Source organism: Bradyrhizobium sp. BR14999, from assembly GCF_056106085.1.
Genome location: NZ_CM148536.1, coordinates 6,781,835 through 6,798,458, shown reverse-complemented (window position 1 = coordinate 6,798,458; position 16,624 = coordinate 6,781,835). Strand labels below are relative to the sequence as shown.

Genomic DNA, 16,624 nt, shown 5'->3' with positions numbered 1-16,624 from the left:
ATCGCTACGATGATGAACGGAATCAATGCTTTGGAGGAGGGGTTGAAAGATGCGCGTCGGTGTTCCCAAGGAGATCAAGGTGCAGGAATATCGCGTCGGGCTCACTCCGGGCGCGGTCCGTGAATATGTCGCGGCCGGCCACCAGGTGACGGTCGAGACTGGCGCAGGCAGCGGCATCGGCGCCCCCGACGACGTGTATCGGCGGGCAGGGGCTGCGATCGCCGAAAGTGCCCGCGAAATCTTCGCCAAATCCGACATGATCGTGAAGGTGAAGGAGCCGCAGAAAAGTGAATGGGCCCAGCTCCGCGAAGGCCAGATCCTGTTTACTTATCTCCATCTTGCGCCGGACCCGGAGCAGGCCAAGGGGTTGCTTGCGTCCGGCTGCACTGCGATCGCCTATGAGACCGTCACGGACGCGAGCGGTCACCTCCCGCTGCTCGCGCCGATGAGCGAAGTCGCCGGCCGCCTCGCCATCGAGGCCGCCGGCGCCGCGCTCAGGCGGACGGCCGGCGGCCGCGGGCTGCTGCTCGGCGGCGTGCCCGGCGTGCAGCCGGCGCGGGTGGTCGTGCTCGGCGGCGGCGTGGTGGGAACGCAGGCGGCGCGGATGGCCGCAGGGCTCGGCGCCGAAGTCACGGTGATCGATCGCTCGATTCCGCGGTTGCGCCAGCTGGACGATCTCTTTATCGGCCGCGTGCGCACCCGCTTCTCGACGATCGAGTCGGTCGAGGAGGAGGTGTTCGCTGCAGACGTCGTGATCGGCGCCGTGCTGGTGCCGGGCGCCAGCGCGCCGAAGCTCGTCACGCGCGCGATGCTGGCATCGATGCGGCCGGGCGCGGTGCTGGTCGACGTCGCGATCGACCAGGGTGGCTGTTTCGAGACCTCGCATCCCACCACCCACACCGAGCCGACCTATGAGGTCGACGGCGTCGTGCATTACTGCGTCGCCAACATGCCGGGCGCGGTGCCGGTGACGTCGAGCCAGGCGCTGAACAACGCGACGCTGCCGTTCGGGTTGATGCTCGCGAACAAGGGCTTTGCCGCGGTGCTGGAAAATCCGCACTTGCGCAACGGGCTCAACGTGCATCGCGGCCGAATTACCAACAAGGCGGTGGCGGAAAGCTTAGGTTTGGAATTCGCTCCGGTGGAGAGCGGGCTGGCGGCGTAGTTTCTTCCCTTCTCCCCTTGCGGGAGAAGGTGGCATAGGCGGCCTTCCGCCGTCGTTCTCAAGAACGCCGAAGCGAAGCTTCGGCTATGGCGCCGGGATGAGGGGTTGTCTCGGCGAATTCATTGAGAGTTGGTCTCGCGGAGACAACCCCTCACCCGGCTTCGCTTTCGCGAAGCCACCCTCTCCCGCAAGGGGAGAGGGTGCACCGGTGTTGCCGCTCCAATTCAGTCATACCTTCGTCAGCTTGTACTGGCCCAGATCCGGATCGTGGGTCATGCGCCAGTAGTCCACGAACCGCCACGGCATCGCCGAAAACACGCGGCCGCTTGCATTGCGGTAATAAGTGCTCATGCCCGGATGGGTCCAAATCATGGCCTCGTGCTCGACGTCGACCTTGCGGACGTAGTCGTCGAGCACCTCCTGGCGGACATCGATGGCGGCAACGTCGTGCTCGATCATGTCGACCAGGCACGCCGAGATGTAGCGGCTCTGGCATTCCGACTGGAAGATGACGCTGCCGCCGTGGGCGGGGCCGGAGTTCGGCCCGAGCATGCAGAAGAAGTTTGGAAAGCCCGGCACGGTAAGGCCGAGGAACGCGGTCGGATTGTCGTTGGCCCAGGCCTCGCGCAAATCCTTGCCGGCGCGGCCGCTGATGTTGAGGCGCGCGGCCATCTCCGTGACCTTGAAGCCGGTGGCAACCACGATGATATCGGTGGGACGGTGCTTGCCTTCGGCTGTGACGATGCCGTTCTGGTCGAAATGGTCGATGGTGTCCGTGACGAGCTCCACGTTGGATCGCGTCAAAGTCTTGAACCAGTTGTTGTCGAGCAGGATGCGCTTGCCGTAGGGCGGATAGGTCGGCACGCATTTTTCGATCAGGTCGGGCCGGCTCTGTAGCTCGGATAGGATGAAGTCAGTGAGTTCCTGCCGGTGCCGGTCATTGCCCTTGTTGACGGCGCGCTCCGGATGCGGCCAGGCCGGATCCTTGCGCAAGAAGGGCAAGAGGCCGTCGCCATAGCGCCAGAACATGTTGAAACGGTACCACTGCACATAGAACGGCAGGTGCGCCAACAGCCAGCGTGCGCTCTCGCTGATCGGATCGGCATAGCCCTTCACCGGCCGCGCCCATTGCGCGCTGCGCTGGTAGACGGTGACGGAGGCAACACAGCCGGCGATCGACGGCACCAGCTGCATCGACGTCGCGCCGGTGCCGATCACGGCGACATGCTTGCCCTCGAAATCGATATCGTCGGACCATAGTGCCGAGTGCAGGATCGTGCCCTTGAAGTTCTCCTCGCCCTTGAAGCAGGCGCGGGAGGGGTCGTTGAGCTGGCCGATGGCGGAGACCAGCGCGGTGGATTCGAAAGTCTCCTCGCCGTTCTCGGTCTTGAGTGTCGAAACCCAGTGTTGCCTTCCTTCATCCCAGCGTGATGAGGTCAGCTCGGTGTTGACGCGCAGATGCTTGCGGATGCCGTATTCGTCCGCGACATTCTGCAGATAGCCGAGCAGCTCCTCACGCGGGCAGAAATAACGCGTCCATGCGTTGCGCGAGCCGAAAGAGTAGGAATAGGAATGGTTCGGCGTGTCGACGCCGCAGCCGGGATAGCGGTTGATCCACCAGGTGCCGCCGAGCTCGGCGTTCTTCTCGACGATGGTGTAGGGGATGCCGAGATGGCCGAGCGCCACGCCGAGCGCGATGGCGCAGACGCCGGCGCCGACGATCAGCACATGCTGGTCGGCAAGCTTTTCGTCGGAGGGGCGCTTCGTCCAGCGCGCCTCGCGCGGCACAAAGCCCATCTCCTCCCGCATCAAAGGCGCATATTCCGGCGCGACATTCTCGCCGAGGCAGGCGCGCATCATCTTCAGCAGCAGCGCCTCGCCAGGATCGGTGATCACGGGTTTCGGCGTGCCATTGGCGAAGAGCCTGACGACGGCGGCGCGGATCTCGTCCTGGATGTCCCGGGGCACGCCGGCCTCCGGATCGGGAATGAGGCGGATGTCGCGCTTGGGCAAATAGGGCGGTTCGAGCCACTTCTCGTCGCCGGTCATGTGCACCAGCACCATCAGAAGGCAGCGGATGTCGCCCTCGGCGATGGCCGAGGCGAGGTCGAGCGGCTTGTGCGGAGACGAGATGTTCATGGCGTGTCCTGATCTCCGGAGGCAGTGAAGAGGCCGCGCGTCATCAGCTTGCGATAGGCGGAGATGACGTGGTCGGGCACGGCGGTGACGCCGGCTTCCGAATAGGAGTAGCGCCGGCTGAGATAGCCGCGCGCGCCCATCAGCATATGGACGATCGCTTCGAATTCCTCGTCGCTGTAATCTTCGATCGCGCCGGCAAGCCGCGCGCGACGCAAAATGCGGACATAGGCCGTCGAGATGTTGTCGAGATGCTTCTGGTAGCCGGTCGGTGCGAAGAATTCGGCCTCGTTGAGAATACGCAGGAACTCAGGCACCTCGCGGATGAAGTCGAAGAAGGCGGCGAAGCGCTCGATCTCCTGCCGTGCTGCATGCGCCGTGCCGGTGCGGGCGCGGATGAACTCGACCATGTCGAGGCCGATCTTGGGCAGCAGCTGGTTCAGCAGCTCCTGGCGGTTCTCGAAATGATTGTAGAACGTGCCCTGCGCGACACCGGCTTCCTCGGTAATGCGGGCGACCGAGGCTTCAGCATAGCCATGCTTGCCGACCACCTTAGTGGCAGCCTCAAAAATCTTCTGCTTGGTCCAGGCGTTGCGCTCGACCCGGTTCAGCTTGGTTATTTTTGCGGTCGCTTGCGTCATTCGGAGGTCTCCAGCTCGGCGCGCAGCACGCGCTTGAGGATCTTGCCTGACGGGTTGCGCGGCAGGCTGTCACGGAGGACGAGCTGTTTCGGCACCTTGAAGCTCGCCAGCCGCGCGCGGCAATGCTCGGTAAGGGCAGGGAGGTCGAGGCTCGCGCCCTCAGTCAGCACGACGATCGCGACCGGCCGCTCGCCCCAGCGCGCATCGCGCAGGCCAATCACGGCGACCTCACGCACTTCGGGCAAATCGTAGATGACGCGCTCGACCTCGGAGGAGGCGATGTTCTCGCCACCGGAGATGATCATGTCCTTCTTGCGGTCGGTCAGGTAGAGAAAGCCCTCGGCGTCGAGATAGCCGACGTCGCCGCTGCGGAACCAGTCGCCGAAGAAGGCGGACGCCGTCTTCTCCGGATCCTTCCAATAGCCGCGGGTGATCTTCGGGCCGCGCAGGCAGATCTCGCCATTGACGTTCGGCGGCAGCGCGTTGCCGTTCTCGTCACGGATCTCGATCTCGACATGGGCGATGGCGCGACCGGTGGAGCCGATCTTCTCGATCTCGCGGCCTTTCTCCATGAAGGTGTCGCCGCCGACGGTTTCGGTGAGGCCGTAGGCGTCGATGTAGCGCGCATTGCGGAAATATTCGGAGAAGGCGCGGATGCGCGCCTCCGGCGTCTTCTCGCCACCGCCGATCGCCCATTGCAGGCTGGAGACATCGTAGCGGTCGCGGGTGGGGCAGGTGAGTATCGCGGTGGTCATGACAGGCGCGAACCAGGCCGCGTTGAGCTTGTCTTCTGCGATAGCCGCCAGCGCCGCCTCGGGCTCGAAATTGCGCTCGATGCGAATGAAGCCGCCATGCCAGAGCACGGCGATGCCGGGCAGGTCGAGCGCGCCGACGTGATAGAGCGGGCCAACGACGAGAAGACGCGTGTCGGCGCCGAGGCCCAGCGCGATCGTCTGGTCGGCGGACTTCCAGTAGAAATTATCGTAGGTGAGCATCACGCCCTTGGGGCGGTCGGTCGTGCCCGAGGTGTACATCAGCCGCATCAGGTCGGAGGGGCGGCGCACATGCATCGGTGCTGCCATCGTGTCGCCTGCCAGATGGGTGATGCTCTGCTGTGCGGCCTCGTCGAGCACGACGATGTTCGCGCCCGCTGCATTCGCAGCCAATTCCTCTTCGGCGACCAGAAGGCGCGCGCCGGCATTGCCGGTGATGTAGCCGACCTCGTCGCGGGACAGGCGAAAATTGATCGGCAAGAACACCGCGCCGAGATGGCTGGTCGCAAAGACGAGCTCCAGGAACGCCGCGCTGTTCTTCATCAGCACGGCGACGACATCGCCGGCACCGATGCCCTGCGCGGCGAGCCAGCCGGCGACCGTCCCGATGCGCGCGCCGAACGCCGCGTAGGAGATCTCCTCGCCGCGGTATTTCAGCGCGGGCCGGTCCGGCGTCCGCCGGGCATGAAAGGCGATGAAGCTCGAAAGGTTGATCATTTGCCGGATTTTGGGCCGATTGCCGGCCTCATGTCCTCTCTTGATGAATTCTGACTCGTAATTCATCTTTGGCTTGACGTCACCCCCCACCCTCTGAAATCCTTGGAGACACGGAGACGAGACGATCTCCGGCAGGGATCAGGACACGCCGACCCGAAAGAGGGAGGGGAAAATGACGAGAACCCGCACGCCGGGGATCAGCCGCCGTTCCACGCTGGCGCTGATGGGCGCCGGTGCGATGACGTTTGCCGCGCCCTGGGTGGCGCGTGCGCAGGCCAAGACCATCAAGATCGGCATGCCGACGATTCTGTCGGGGCGCGTCGCGCAGCTCGGCACGTCTTCGCGCAATGCGGTGATGCTCGAGGTCGAGAAGGTCAACGCCGGCGGCGGCCTTGCCGGCCGGCAGATCGAGATGGTGATCCGCGACTCCAAGGGCCAGCCGCAGGAAGCCGCCCGCGTCGCGCGCGAGCTCGTCAACACCGACGGCTGCGAGCTGATGATCGATGCCGAGGCCTCCTCCGGCGCCTTCGCGGTGCACGAGGTCGCGCGCGATCTCGGCGTGTTCTGCATCCACACCAATTCCGAGACCTCGGCATTGACCGCGGATCCGAAGCAGCACATTCCCAATGCCTTCCGCACCGCGCGGCAGGGCGTGCACGACTCCATCGTCGGCGGCAGCTATGCCGCGGCGATCGCCAAGGCAAAAGGCCTGAAGAAGTGGGCGACCTGCTCGCCCGACTATGCCTATGGCCGCGACACCACGGCGGAATTCACGCTCTACCTGAAACGCTTTGCGCCCGAGGTCGAAATCATCAGCGAGTCCTGGCCAAAGCTGTTCCAGCCCGACTACACCGAGGTGGTCACCAAGATCCTGCAGGCCAAACCGCAGGCGCTGTACTCCTGCCTGTGGGGCGGCGATCTCACCTCCTATATCGACCAGGCCAATATCTACGCGATGTTCAGCCAGATGGAGGTGTTCGCGGTCAACATGGCCGACTACACCGCGCTCACCGTGGTGAAGAACCTGCCCAAGGGCATTCACTCCGGCAACCGCTACATCAAGACATTCCCGGCGACGCCGGAGAATGCCGCCTGGGGCGATGCCTACAAAGCCAAGTACAATGAATATCCGACCAACTGGTCGTGGGAAAACGCCACCGCCATCATGCTGATGGCGGAAGCCGCCAAGAAGGCGAACTCGGCCGACGGCAAGAAGATCGCGGAGGTGCTGAAGGGCCTCACCATCAAGTGCCCGTTCGGCGCCGACGGCACGGTGACGATGCGCGGCGGCGACCACACCCTCGTCGGCTACGCCATCGGCTGGGGCACCACCATCCCGCAGGAGCCTTATGTTCCCGAGGTCAAGGCCGGCGACTGGAAGACCATCTTCGAGTTAGAGGCCGAGTGGAAGAAGAGCAAGGGCTACACCTGATATGACACGCGGCGGAGATGGGCGACCACCTCCGCCACGTTCGTTTCGTTTTCCGCGCCGTATCAGGCGCGCCGCAATGAAAGTGCTTCCGTGGATCTCGACGCGCTCGCCGGCTGCCTCTCCAGCTCCGCCTGCCTGGTGACGCAAACCACCAGCGGCCTCATCATTGGCATGCTCCTGTTTCTCGTCGCGGTCGGGCTGACCCTGATCTTCGGCGTGCTCAAGGTGGTCAATTTCAGCCACGGCGCGTTCTACATGTTCGGCGCCTACTTTGCGATGACGGCCTATCAGCTCACCGGCAGTTTTGCGCTCGCCATGCTGGCGGGCGCGGCCGGCACCGCGATCCTCGGCCTGATTTTCGAGCGCGTCTTCATGAGCCGCGTCTATGGCGCGGACGTGCTGATGCAGCTGCTCGTCTGCTATGCGTTCGTGCTGATCTTCGACGATGTCGTGCGCATCATCTGGGGACCGGAGTTCAAGTCGATGGGCATGCCGTCGGCGTTCCAGGTGATGCCGCTGTTCCTCGCCGGTGGCGTGGTGCCGCCTTATTATTTGTTGCTGATCGGCGTCGCGCTGGTCGCGGCCATCTTGCTCGGCATCGGATTGTCGCGCAGCCGCATCGGCAAGGTGATCCGCGCCGCCGCACATAACCCTGGCATGGTGTCCGCGCTCGGCATCAACACCGGCCTGATCTATGGCGGCGTGTTCGCGCTCGGCGGCATGCTGGCGGGCCTTGCCGGCGCGCTGGCCGCGCCGGTGCGGTCGCTGACGCCGGGGATGGGATTTTCGGTGCTGATCGAATCCTTCATCGTCACCGTGATCGGCGGCATGGGCTCGATCCTGGGCGCGCTGATCGGTGCGCTGCTGCTCGGGCTGATCCGTTCGTTCGGCTCGCTCGGCTTTCCCTTGTTCACGGAAGGCTTGATGTACCTCTTCATGGTGATCGTGCTGGTCTCCAAGCCTACCGGCCTGTTCGGCAAGGAGGCGGCATGACCGAGCTGGAGGCCGGACGCGCCGAAACGCTTGCGCCAGTGCGCAGCGGCGCGGCGGTCCAACGCTATCGTGACGTTCTGATCGCGCTGATCGCCTTCATCGTGCTGGCGAGCCTGCCGCTCTTCACCGGCAGCAAGGCGCTGCTCGACTTCGTCATCCGCTGCTCGGCCTACGGCCTGTTTGCGACGTCGCTGAATTTGCTGGTCGGCTACACCGGCCTGACATCGTTCGGTCATGGCATGTTCTTCGGCCTTGGCGCGTATAGCTTCGGCTTGATCATGCAGAAGCTCGGCGTGCCGATTCCCGTCGCCTTCGTCGCGACGCTGGCGATCACCGCAATGGTTGCCGCGATCATCGGCGCGATCTGCGTGCGACTGAAGGAGATTTACTTCGCCTTCGTGACGCTCGCCTTCCAGATGCTGATCCACTCGACCATTTTGTCCTGGGCCTCCTTCACCGGCGGCGACCAGGGTCTGCGCGGCGGCATTCCGCGCCCCGTGTTTCTCGGGATCGACCTTGCCAACCAAGTCCATCTCTATATCGCGAGCTGCGCGCTGCTGATCCTTGGTCTGCTCGCGATGCGCCAGATCGCACAATCGCCGTTCGGCTATACGCTGCGTATGATCCGCGACAACGCCGCGCGTGCCAGCTTCCTCGGCATCGACGTCTGGCGTGCCAAACTGACCGTCTTCGTGCTGGCGGCTCTGTTCGCGTCAATGGGAGGCATGGTGATGGCACTGTTTGTCTCCGGCGCCTATCCGGAATTCGCCTATTGGACCATCTCGGGCGAGGGCATTTTTATCAACATGCTCGGCGGCGTCTCGACCTTCCTGGGGCCGATGGTCGGTACCGTGCTGCTGCTCTTGCTCAACGACACCGTCACGCGCTTCACCGAGTATCACGGCATCGTGCTCGGTGTGGTCATCCTGTTCTTCGCGCTGGGCCTGCGCAAGGGCCTCTTGGATTTCGTCGCCGAATGGTTTGCGCAGCGGCGCGATGCAGGCGAGGGGCGCTAGCGATGCTTGAGATCCGCAACCTCGCAAAATCATTTGGCGGCGTGAAGGCGACCAACGATGTCTCGCTCGACTTCCCCGATGGCTCGCTCACCGCGGTCATCGGCCCGAACGGCGCCGGCAAGAGCACTTTCTTCAATCTGATCACCGGCGCACTGAAGCCGGACGCGGGGCAGGTGCTGCTCGACGGCGTGGATCTTGCCGGACGCTCGCCGCCGGAGATCGTCCGTCACGGCATCGGCCGCGCCTTCCAGGTCGCAAGCATCTTTCGCTCGCTCACGGTGCAGGAGACCATGCTCGCCGCCGTCAGCGCCGATCAGCGCACCTCGGCGGTGCTGCACAAGCGCTTTCCTTTGCCCGAGACGCGCGACCGCGCCGAGCACGTGATGGAGCTGCTGGGGCTCGCCGGCAAACGCCATCGAACCGCCGCGACCCTGTCCCATGGCGACCAGAAGCTGCTCGATATCGCGCTCGCGCTGGTGCTCGAACCCAAGGTGCTGCTGCTGGACGAACCCACCGCCGGCATGGGCCCGGAAGAACGCTGGCGCATGATCGACAAGGTGCGCGAGCTCTGGGAGACGCAGAAGATCACGGTTGTCTTCATCGAGCACGACATGGACATCGTGTTCAAGATCGCGCCAAAAATCGTGGTGCTTTGCTACGGCCGCATCCTGGCAATTGGCACGCCCGACGAGATCCGCAACAACAGCGCCGTGATTGACGCCTATCTCGGCACTGAACATGCGGGAGCTGTCGCATGAGCGCAGCCGTCATCGAAGTCGCCGATCTCGATGTCTACTATGGCACCAGCCAGATCCTGTTCGGCGTCGGCCTGTCGGTGCGGCAGGGCGAGACCATGGCGCTCTTGGGCCGCAATGGCGCCGGCAAGTCGACGACCATGAAGGCGATCATGGGGCTGGCGCCGCCGCGGCGGGGCAGGGTCAGCCTGCGCGGCGCGGTGATCTCGGGCCTGAAGCCGCACACCATCGCGCGCGCCGGCCTCGGCTTCGTGCCGGAGGATCGTCAGATTTTTCCGGAGCACACGGTCGAGGACAATCTCGTCATCGGGAAGAAGAAGGGACCGGACGGCCAGGACGAGTGGCCGATCAAGCGCATCTACGAGGTCTTCCCGCTTCTGGAGCCGCTGCGCCATCGTATCGCCGGGCGCCTCTCGGGCGGTGAGCAGCAGATGCTCGCGATCGCGCGCACGCTGATGGGCAATCCGGCGCTCCTGCTGCTCGACGAGCCGAGCGAGGGCCTCGCGCCGATCATCGTGCAGCGGATCGGGGAGCTATTGCGGCAACTCCGCCAGCTCGGATCGACGGTGCTGATCGCTGAGCAGAACATGCATTTCTGCCTGGGGCTGGCGAGCCACGCCACCGTCATCGACAAGGGCCAGATCGTCTATGCCGCCGGAATCGACGAGCTGAAGGCCAATGAGGCGATCCGGCGCAGGTATCTGGCCCTGTAAGCCGGGCCGCTGGTGTCCAAATAGGCCGAAGAAGAAAACTATTGTCCTGAGGTTGCCAGACGGAAGGAGTTTTCTCTCCGGAGGGCAAAAACGCCAATCGCTTCCATTGCCGTTTAAGGCCGAAAAGACGACATTCCCATCAGAATTTGATGGGTTGGCCAGAGCCATGGAACGTACCGGATTTGAACCCTTCGGCGAGCAATTGGTGTCCGCGACGGACACCCAGCCGCGCTCGCGTACGTCAAAGCTCCTGCTGCGGGCCGGCACCGGCCTGTTCTGGTCGCTGGTTGCGGGTATCGTGCTTGCCCGTGCCGCCTTCTTCGAGCCCGGCATCTATGATGGCTTCAGCCGCGTCGCTTCGCTGGCCAAGAGCCTGATCTTCTAAGGCCGATTATTCCGGGCTGAGGATAGAACTTCCTTCGGGCCTGATATGTCGAAAACTTATTTCCCTACGGAAGCGCACTGCGTATAAATCTTTCTCCTCTGGGAGAGATTTGTGTCGCAGAATCAAGCATCCAGCCCGGCCGAGACCAAGCCGGCCTCCGCCGCGAGCCGTATTGCGGCGCTGATCCCCGGCATTCTCCTCTGCGTTCTAGTCGCCGGTGTCTCGGCTCTGCTCGAGCGGGCGGAACTCGGCGTGTTCGAGCATCCCTATGTCGAGGCGCTGGTGATGGCGATCCTGCTCGGGATGGCCTTGCGCAGCTTCTGGAAGCCCGCGCCGCGCTGGCAGGCCGGCATCGCTTTCAGCGCCAAACAGCTCCTCGAAGTCGCGGTCATGCTGTTGGGGGCCTCCATCAGTTTCGCCGCCATTGCCGCCTCGGGCATCGCGCTGCTCGCGTCGATCGCGGCCGTCGTCGTGATCGCGCTCTGCGTCTCCTTCGGCCTCAGCCGCATGCTCGGTCTGTCGACGCGTTTGTCGATCCTGATCGCCTGCGGCAACTCGATCTGCGGCAATTCGGCGATTGCGGCCGTGGCGCCGATCATCGGCGCCAACAACGACGAGATCGCATCCTCGATCTCCTTCACCGCGATCCTCGGCGTGATGATGGTGCTGGGCCTGCCGCTGTTGATTCCACTGTTGCAGTTGTCGGCGACGCAATACGGCATTCTCGCCGGCCTGACGGTCTATGCGGTGCCCCAGGTGCTGGCGGCGACGGTGCCGGCCGGACTCGTCTCCACGCAGATCGGCACGCTCGTGAAATTGATGCGCGTATTGATGCTCGGACCGGTCGTCGTCGGCCTCTCGCTGGTTGCCTCGCGCTGGCACAGCGATGCCAAGAAGACCAATGTCGGCTTCTTTCGCCTGGTGCCGTGGTTCATCCTCGGCTTCCTCGCGCTGGCGACCCTGCGCTCCCTGGAGATCGTGCCGGCCACGGTGGTCGGGCCAGTGACGAAGATCACCGCCTTTCTCACCGTGGTCTCCATGGCCGCCCTCGGCCTCGGCGTCGACGTGCGCGTGCTCGCCAATGTCGGCGGTCGCGTGACGGCCGCCGTGACGCTGTCCTTGATGCTGCTGCTCGGCATCAGCATCGCGTTGGTGCATTGGTTTAAATAATTAGAGAAAAACTGCCGTAGGGTGGGCAAAGGCGCGAAAGCGCCGTGCCCACCACTCGGTTCGGCGTGCAACTAAGTAAGATGGTGGGCACGCTTCCGCCTTCGCTCTACGAGCTACGGCGGACAAGTCGCTTTGCCCACCCTTGTATTAGCCTGATCGGTTATATTGAACCGTTCCGTGAGGAATGGCCCAGCCCGGGTAGCCGCCCGAGCTGGGTCGCCGTTCGATCGGATCGGTACCCACCGAAGCCTTGAGGGCTGTCTGACGTAGCGAGATCGCGATCGGCACTTCATCGGGACCCGAATGGTTGAACGAACTTAAGGTTCGCATAACAAGGGAGGGATCGACGAAGATGGCCAAGCATAGCACGATCTGTGCCGGGATCGATACCGGCAAACGGAAGCTCGATGTGGCGATCGAGGGCCGCGGCGAGCAGTTGCAGGTGAAGAACACGGCGGAAGGCCATGAGGCTTTGCTGACGTGGCTGCGACAGCATCGCGTCAAACGCATCGGCATCGAGGCGAGTGGCGGTTACGAACAGCCTGTCGTCGCCGAACTGCGACGCAAGGGGTTTGTGGTTGTGGTGTTTCAGCCGGCTCAGGTCCGGGGCTATGCCAAATTCCACTTGCAGCGAGCCAAGAACGATAAGATCGATGCCGCCCTTATCGCAGCTTGCACCGCAGCGGTGCGGAAGATCCATGCCGCTCCCGATCCTCGGTTGCTGCCATTCGCCGAGCAACTGACCATGATCGATCAGATCGGCGAGGATATTGCGCGCCTCAAGAACAGGATCGAGAGCTGCCGTAATGTGGCGATTAACCAGCTCTGGCGCAAAGATATCACTCGTCTGGAGCAACGTGAGAGGGCCGCACTCAAGGCTCTGGTCGCCTCGCTCCGCGAGCATCCCGACCTTGCCAAGAGGCTTGCGCTGATCAACAGCGTCGACGGCATCGGGCTGCCGACCGCCGTTGCCATCCTGGTGCGTCTGCCAGAGATCGGCCGGATCACGCGGGAGCAAGCTGTCGCTCTCGCCGGGCTGGCGCCCTATGACGACGACAGCGGCGACCAGGTCGGGGTGCGGCATATCGAGGGCGGACGCAAGCGGCTGCGTCGCGCCCTTTATACGGCTTCACTGGCTGCATCGTTTCGATGGAACCCGCAGCTGATCCAGCTCTACCAGAGGCTGACCGCAGCCGGAAAGGAACACAAGCGCGCGCTCGTTGCCTGCGCCAGGAAGATGCTGATCTTCGCCAACACGGTGGTGGCCCGCGGTACCGCCGTGGTGCGGCGAACCGCCGGTAGGATCACTTTCTGCTTCTTAGTTCGACCGGGACGCGCTTCTTCGTCCCGACCTACGGCCCCTCATGACGTCGCGCGCAGCGTCCGTCAAGGATGGCCGTCGCTCGCTCGAACCTCACATGGTCTGTTGCCAGGCCACGCCTTGACGGACGCGAGCACGGCGTCATCATGGCAGGCGCAGACGAGCCATTCTAATGGTTGCTACGAGACTGAGAGCGCTCGCTGCGCCTAAATCACATCCGCCAGCGAGTGGCCGTGCAGCTCGATGTTCAAGCCCTGCATGCCCATGTCGTTGATCTCGCCGCCCATTGCCTTGAGGCTTTCCTCGCGGATCAGCGACATCAGCCCGCGGCGCAGAGCCAGAAACTCCGACGACATCATCATCGATTGCTGCCGCGGCCGCTCCAGCGGGATCGGAATCTCCGCCTTGATCGAGCCGGGGCGCGCTGTCATGCAGTAGACGCGGTCGGAGAGGAAGATCGCCTCGTCTATATCGTGAGTGACGAACAGCACCGAGATCTTCAGCCGCTGCCACATGTTGGTGAGGATCTGCTGCATGATGACGCGCGTCTGCGCATCAAGCGCGCCGAAGGGCTCGTCAAGCAGCAGCACTTTCGGCCCCGTGGCGAGCGCGCGGACGATGCCGACGCGCTGCTTCATGCCGCCGGACAGCTTTTCCGGATAGTGCTTCTCGAACGCCTCCAACCCCGCGAGTCCGAGCAGCGTACGTGCCGCACGCTCGCGCTGCGAGCGCGGCATGCCGCGCATCTTCAGGCCGAACTCGACATTTTCCCGCACCGTCTTCCAGGGAAACAGCGAATATTGCTGGAACACCATGCCGCGCTCGGCGCTGGGGCCGTTCACGGGCTCGCCGTCGACGGTGACGATTCCGGTGGTCGGCTTGAGGAAGCCGGCGACCGCATTGAGCAGGGTCGACTTTCCGCATCCGGAGGGCCCGACGATCGAGACGAACTCGCCGGGCTTCACATGGATCTGCGTGTCGGTCACGGCCTGCACCGCTCCCTCGATGGTCTCGTAGGCGAGGGAGAAGTTCTTGACCTCGATATGGCCCTTCGGCGCGCTCGCAAGCACCTCGCTCATGTCGACCTCCACGGCATCACCAATTGCCCCGCGCCTCTGATGAGCAGGCTCGATCCAAGGCCGAGAACGCCGATCGCGATCATGCCGAGCGCGATGTCGGCATACTGGACCAGCGAATAGGCCTCCCAGGTGAAGTAGCCGATGCCGTATTGCCCCGAGATCATCTCGGCAGCGATCAGCGACACCCAGGCGACACCCATGCCGACGGTGAGGCCGGTGAAGATGTGCGGCAGCGAAGCCGGAAAATACACTTCGCGGAAGATCGAGCGCTCGCGTGCACCGAGACATTGCGCGGCGCGCACCAGCACGGGATCGACCAGCGACATGCCGTGCAGCGTATTGACGAGGATCGGGAAGAACGAGCCGAGGAAGGTGATGTAGACGATGCTCTGCTCGTTGGTCGGCCACAGCATGATTGCCATCGGCACCCAGGCGATCGCCGGTATCGGGCGCAGCACTTCGGCGACCGGGAAGATCACCTCATGCACCAGCTTGAAACGACCCATGATCAGACCGAGCGGCACGCCCACGATCGCCGCGAGCGAGAAGCCGATGAAGATGCGCCGGCAACTGAGCAGGATGTGCAGCAGGAATTTGGGATCGTGGATCGCCTTGGTGAAGCTCGCATAGACCGCGAGCGGCGATGGCACGTTGGTGAAACGTACGAAGAACACCACGCGATAGGTCGTGAGCAGGTGCCAGACCAGCAGGAAGGCGAGCAGCGAAATCACGCCGATCGCGGTTGCGCGAAGCCGGCCCTGATTCAGCCGGTACCAGCGCCGCGCGAGCGTGCCGAACGAAGGGGGTGTTGCGGGCGGAGTGACGGCGGACACGGGAGCCGCCTCTGCAATGGCTGTTGCCGGCATGCTGTCCTCGGAATGTCTGCGGAGGGCGGGACTGCTCACGTCTTGCCTCCGCCGACCGCCGCCTTCACCGCGTCATCGAAGCCGAGCACCTTGCCGCTGATCTTGGCGGCGTAGGCCTCGGCATCCTTCTTGAGCAGGAACGGCGCCACGTCGCCATTGCCGACCGCGAAGAAAGCCTGGTCGGCGAACAGCTTGATGCCGCGCGTGGTGTCGAAGACATAGGCGACATTGATCTTCTTGCCCTTGGCCTTGTAGTCGGCATAGGCGCCGAGGGTGCAGGCTGCGGACGAGAAGGGCATGATGCCGGCATCATCCACCCAGACCTCGCCGGCCTTGCGCGGATCGGCGATCGACTTCTTGCAGAAAGAATCGTCGCCGGAAATCTCGTAGTTCTTGGTGCTCGCAAGCTGCGCGTCATAGTCGAGCTTCATCTCGGCGTAGGCCTTGCGGATGTAGCTGTCGTCGACCCACTTCTTCGGATCGAATTCCTTCATGCGACCGAGGTTTTGCAGTACCTTGACGTCGGCGGTGGCGGCATCGATCAGCGCCGGCTTGATCGTTGGATCGGTGGTCATGTTGCCGCTCGGGCCGAGGAAGATGTAGACGACTTCCTTGCTGATGCCGGTCCATTCCTGGATCTTTTCGGCGGCGAGCTTGGGATCGTCGCGCAGCCACTGGTTGGCGGCGATCACCGCCTTGAAGTAGGCGACGACGACTTCCGGATATTTCTCCGCGAAATCGGTGCGGACGACAATGCCGTGGAAGGTCGGCAGATTGGTCTCGACGCCGTCAAAAATCTTTCGCGCGAAGCCGCGGAAGGGCAGCAGCTCGGCGAACGGAACGAAGTCGGCATGCGCGTCGATCTTCTTCTCCTGGAGGTTGGTCGAGCCGACTTCGGGGCTCTGGCTGACCAGCTGGAAGAAGTCAGCGGGATAGCCACGGTCCTGCATCGCCTTCAGCACCATGCCGTGCGCGGCCGAGCCGAAGGGAACGCTGACGAGCTTGCCCTTGAGATCGGCGAGATCGTAGTAAGGCGAGTCCTTGTGAACGACGATGCCGTTGCCGGAGCCTGACAGGCTGTAGGCGGCGATGCCGATCAGTCGGCTCTTGCTCTCCGGATTGCTCTCGAAGGTGAAGCCGTTCACGATCAGCGGATAATCGCCCATCATGCCGATCTGGAGCTTGTTCGCCATCATCGCGTTCGTGACAGGTGGGCCGGACGTGAAATTCTGCCACTCCAGCTCGAATTTGATGTTGGCGTACTTGCCGTCCTTCGGCAGGTATTTTTCGAGGAGATGCAGCTGCCGGATGACGACGCCGGCGGTCACCGTATTGGTCGTGGTATCCTGCGTTCCGATGCCGAGCGTGACGGTTTCCGCCGAGGCCGGCTGCGCGAGCAAAAGCGCCAGCGACGTCATCGACATCGCGATCGAGAGCGTGGGAAGATGGCGGACCATTCTCA

The 16,624-nt window shown here is 63.6% G+C and carries 15 protein-coding genes; 9 read left to right on the top strand and 6 right to left on the bottom strand.

The window, feature by feature from the left end; all coding sequences use genetic code 11:
• The first annotated feature begins 49 nt into the window (after positions 1-49).
• Entirely contained in the window at positions 50-1,165 is a 1,116-nt protein-coding gene (gene ald, locus ACR9YP_RS31845; protein WP_370990738.1) for an alanine dehydrogenase, read from the top strand.
• A 228-nt stretch (positions 1,166-1,393) separates the two neighbouring features.
• Here ald and ACR9YP_RS31840 read toward each other — a convergent pair whose 3' ends face one another.
• The 3 genes from ACR9YP_RS31840 to ACR9YP_RS31830 are packed head-to-tail and all read right to left on the bottom strand — an operon-like array spanning position 1,394 to position 5,432.
• Positions 1,394-3,304, bottom strand: coding sequence for a flavin-containing monooxygenase (locus tag ACR9YP_RS31840; protein ID WP_438109660.1), 1,911 nt, complete (start codon positions 3,302-3,304; stop codon positions 1,394-1,396).
• Positions 3,301-3,942 carry a TetR/AcrR family transcriptional regulator gene (locus tag ACR9YP_RS31835; RefSeq protein WP_091892312.1) on the bottom strand — a complete coding sequence of 214 codons (642 nt, stop codon included), beginning with the start codon at positions 3,940-3,942 and terminating at the stop codon, positions 3,301-3,303. Before ACR9YP_RS31835 ends, ACR9YP_RS31840 begins: the two co-directional genes overlap by 4 nt.
• Positions 3,939-5,432 carry an AMP-binding protein gene (locus tag ACR9YP_RS31830; protein ID WP_438109658.1) on the bottom strand — a complete coding sequence of 498 codons (1,494 nt, stop codon included), beginning with the start codon at positions 5,430-5,432 and terminating at the stop codon, positions 3,939-3,941. The genes ACR9YP_RS31835 and ACR9YP_RS31830 overlap by 4 nt, the downstream gene beginning before the upstream one ends.
• Positions 5,433-5,604: 172 nt before the next feature.
• Here ACR9YP_RS31830 and ACR9YP_RS31825 point away from each other — a divergent pair, with 172 nt between their 5' ends.
• The 8 genes from ACR9YP_RS31825 to ACR9YP_RS31790 all read left to right on the top strand — a co-directional run bounded on the left by ACR9YP_RS31825 (position 5,605) and on the right by ACR9YP_RS31790 (position 13,427).
• On the top strand, positions 5,605-6,864 hold the full coding sequence (locus ACR9YP_RS31825; RefSeq protein ID WP_438109656.1) for an ABC transporter substrate-binding protein: 1,260 nt from the start codon (positions 5,605-5,607) through the stop codon (positions 6,862-6,864).
• Positions 6,865-6,954: 90 nt separating this feature from the next.
• A complete protein-coding gene (locus ACR9YP_RS31820) occupies positions 6,955-7,857 on the top strand; it encodes a branched-chain amino acid ABC transporter permease (protein ID WP_438109654.1) in 903 nt (300 codons plus the stop codon).
• On the top strand, positions 7,854-8,873 hold the full coding sequence (locus ACR9YP_RS31815) for a branched-chain amino acid ABC transporter permease (protein WP_370990742.1): 1,020 nt from the start codon (positions 7,854-7,856) through the stop codon (positions 8,871-8,873). Before ACR9YP_RS31820 ends, ACR9YP_RS31815 begins: the two co-directional genes overlap by 4 nt.
• A 2-nt stretch (positions 8,874-8,875) precedes the next feature.
• The gene (locus tag ACR9YP_RS31810) at positions 8,876-9,631 is read left to right on the top strand and encodes an ABC transporter ATP-binding protein (RefSeq protein ID WP_438109652.1); all 756 of its coding nucleotides are present in this window, start codon (positions 8,876-8,878) and stop codon (positions 9,629-9,631) included.
• Positions 9,628-10,341, top strand: a complete 714-nt coding sequence (locus ACR9YP_RS31805; RefSeq protein ID WP_438109650.1) for an ABC transporter ATP-binding protein — start codon at positions 9,628-9,630, stop codon at positions 10,339-10,341. The genes ACR9YP_RS31810 and ACR9YP_RS31805 overlap by 4 nt, the downstream gene beginning before the upstream one ends.
• 166 nt (positions 10,342-10,507) lie before the next feature.
• Complete coding sequence (locus ACR9YP_RS31800) at positions 10,508-10,726, top strand: hypothetical protein (protein ID WP_091892324.1); 219 nt, start codon at positions 10,508-10,510, stop codon at positions 10,724-10,726.
• 111 nt (positions 10,727-10,837) lie between these two features.
• A complete protein-coding gene (locus ACR9YP_RS31795) occupies positions 10,838-11,896 on the top strand; it encodes a YeiH family protein (RefSeq protein WP_438109648.1) in 1,059 nt (352 codons plus the stop codon).
• A 307-nt stretch (positions 11,897-12,203) separates the two neighbouring features.
• Positions 12,204-13,427 (top strand): IS110 family RNA-guided transposase, encoded by a 1,224-nt coding sequence (locus ACR9YP_RS31790; RefSeq protein WP_474217831.1) that lies wholly within the window; start codon positions 12,204-12,206, stop codon positions 13,425-13,427.
• Here the strand turns inward: ACR9YP_RS31790 and ACR9YP_RS31785 are convergent.
• Genes ACR9YP_RS31785 through ACR9YP_RS31775 form a run of 3 tightly spaced genes read right to left on the bottom strand, consistent with a single transcriptional unit; the run spans position 13,424 to position 16,619 of the window.
• Positions 13,424-14,296, bottom strand: coding sequence for an ABC transporter ATP-binding protein (locus tag ACR9YP_RS31785; protein ID WP_176945797.1), 873 nt, complete (start codon positions 14,294-14,296; stop codon positions 13,424-13,426). The two genes, ACR9YP_RS31790 and ACR9YP_RS31785, sit on opposite strands and share 4 nt — an antisense overlap.
• On the bottom strand, positions 14,293-15,201 hold the full coding sequence (locus ACR9YP_RS31780; RefSeq protein ID WP_474217830.1) for an ABC transporter permease: 909 nt from the start codon (positions 15,199-15,201) through the stop codon (positions 14,293-14,295). Before ACR9YP_RS31780 ends, ACR9YP_RS31785 begins: the two co-directional genes overlap by 4 nt.
• On the bottom strand, positions 15,198-16,619 hold the full coding sequence (locus ACR9YP_RS31775; protein ID WP_438109642.1) for an ABC transporter substrate-binding protein: 1,422 nt from the start codon (positions 16,617-16,619) through the stop codon (positions 15,198-15,200). Before ACR9YP_RS31775 ends, ACR9YP_RS31780 begins: the two co-directional genes overlap by 4 nt.
• Between the last annotated feature and the right edge of the window lie 5 nt (positions 16,620-16,624).

Coding starts and splice junctions, on each gene's coding strand:
- ald (WP_370990738.1), top strand. CDS start 50: ATGCGCGTCGGTGTTCCCAAGGAGATCAAGGTGCAGGAATATCGCGTC.
- ACR9YP_RS31840 (WP_438109660.1), bottom strand. CDS start 3,304: ATGAACATCTCGTCTCCGCACAAGCCGCTCGACCTCGCCTCGGCCATC.
- ACR9YP_RS31835 (WP_091892312.1), bottom strand. CDS start 3,942: ATGACGCAAGCGACCGCAAAAATAACCAAGCTGAACCGGGTCGAGCGC.
- ACR9YP_RS31830 (WP_438109658.1), bottom strand. CDS start 5,432: ATGATCAACCTTTCGAGCTTCATCGCCTTTCATGCCCGGCGGACGCCG.
- ACR9YP_RS31825 (WP_438109656.1), top strand. CDS start 5,605: ATGACGAGAACCCGCACGCCGGGGATCAGCCGCCGTTCCACGCTGGCG.
- ACR9YP_RS31815 (WP_370990742.1), top strand. CDS start 7,854: ATGACCGAGCTGGAGGCCGGACGCGCCGAAACGCTTGCGCCAGTGCGC.
- ACR9YP_RS31810 (WP_438109652.1), top strand. CDS start 8,876: ATGCTTGAGATCCGCAACCTCGCAAAATCATTTGGCGGCGTGAAGGCG.
- ACR9YP_RS31805 (WP_438109650.1), top strand. CDS start 9,628: ATGAGCGCAGCCGTCATCGAAGTCGCCGATCTCGATGTCTACTATGGC.
- ACR9YP_RS31800 (WP_091892324.1), top strand. CDS start 10,508: ATGGAACGTACCGGATTTGAACCCTTCGGCGAGCAATTGGTGTCCGCG.
- ACR9YP_RS31785 (WP_176945797.1), bottom strand. CDS start 14,296: ATGAGCGAGGTGCTTGCGAGCGCGCCGAAGGGCCATATCGAGGTCAAG.
- ACR9YP_RS31775 (WP_438109642.1), bottom strand. CDS start 16,619: ATGGTCCGCCATCTTCCCACGCTCTCGATCGCGATGTCGATGACGTCG.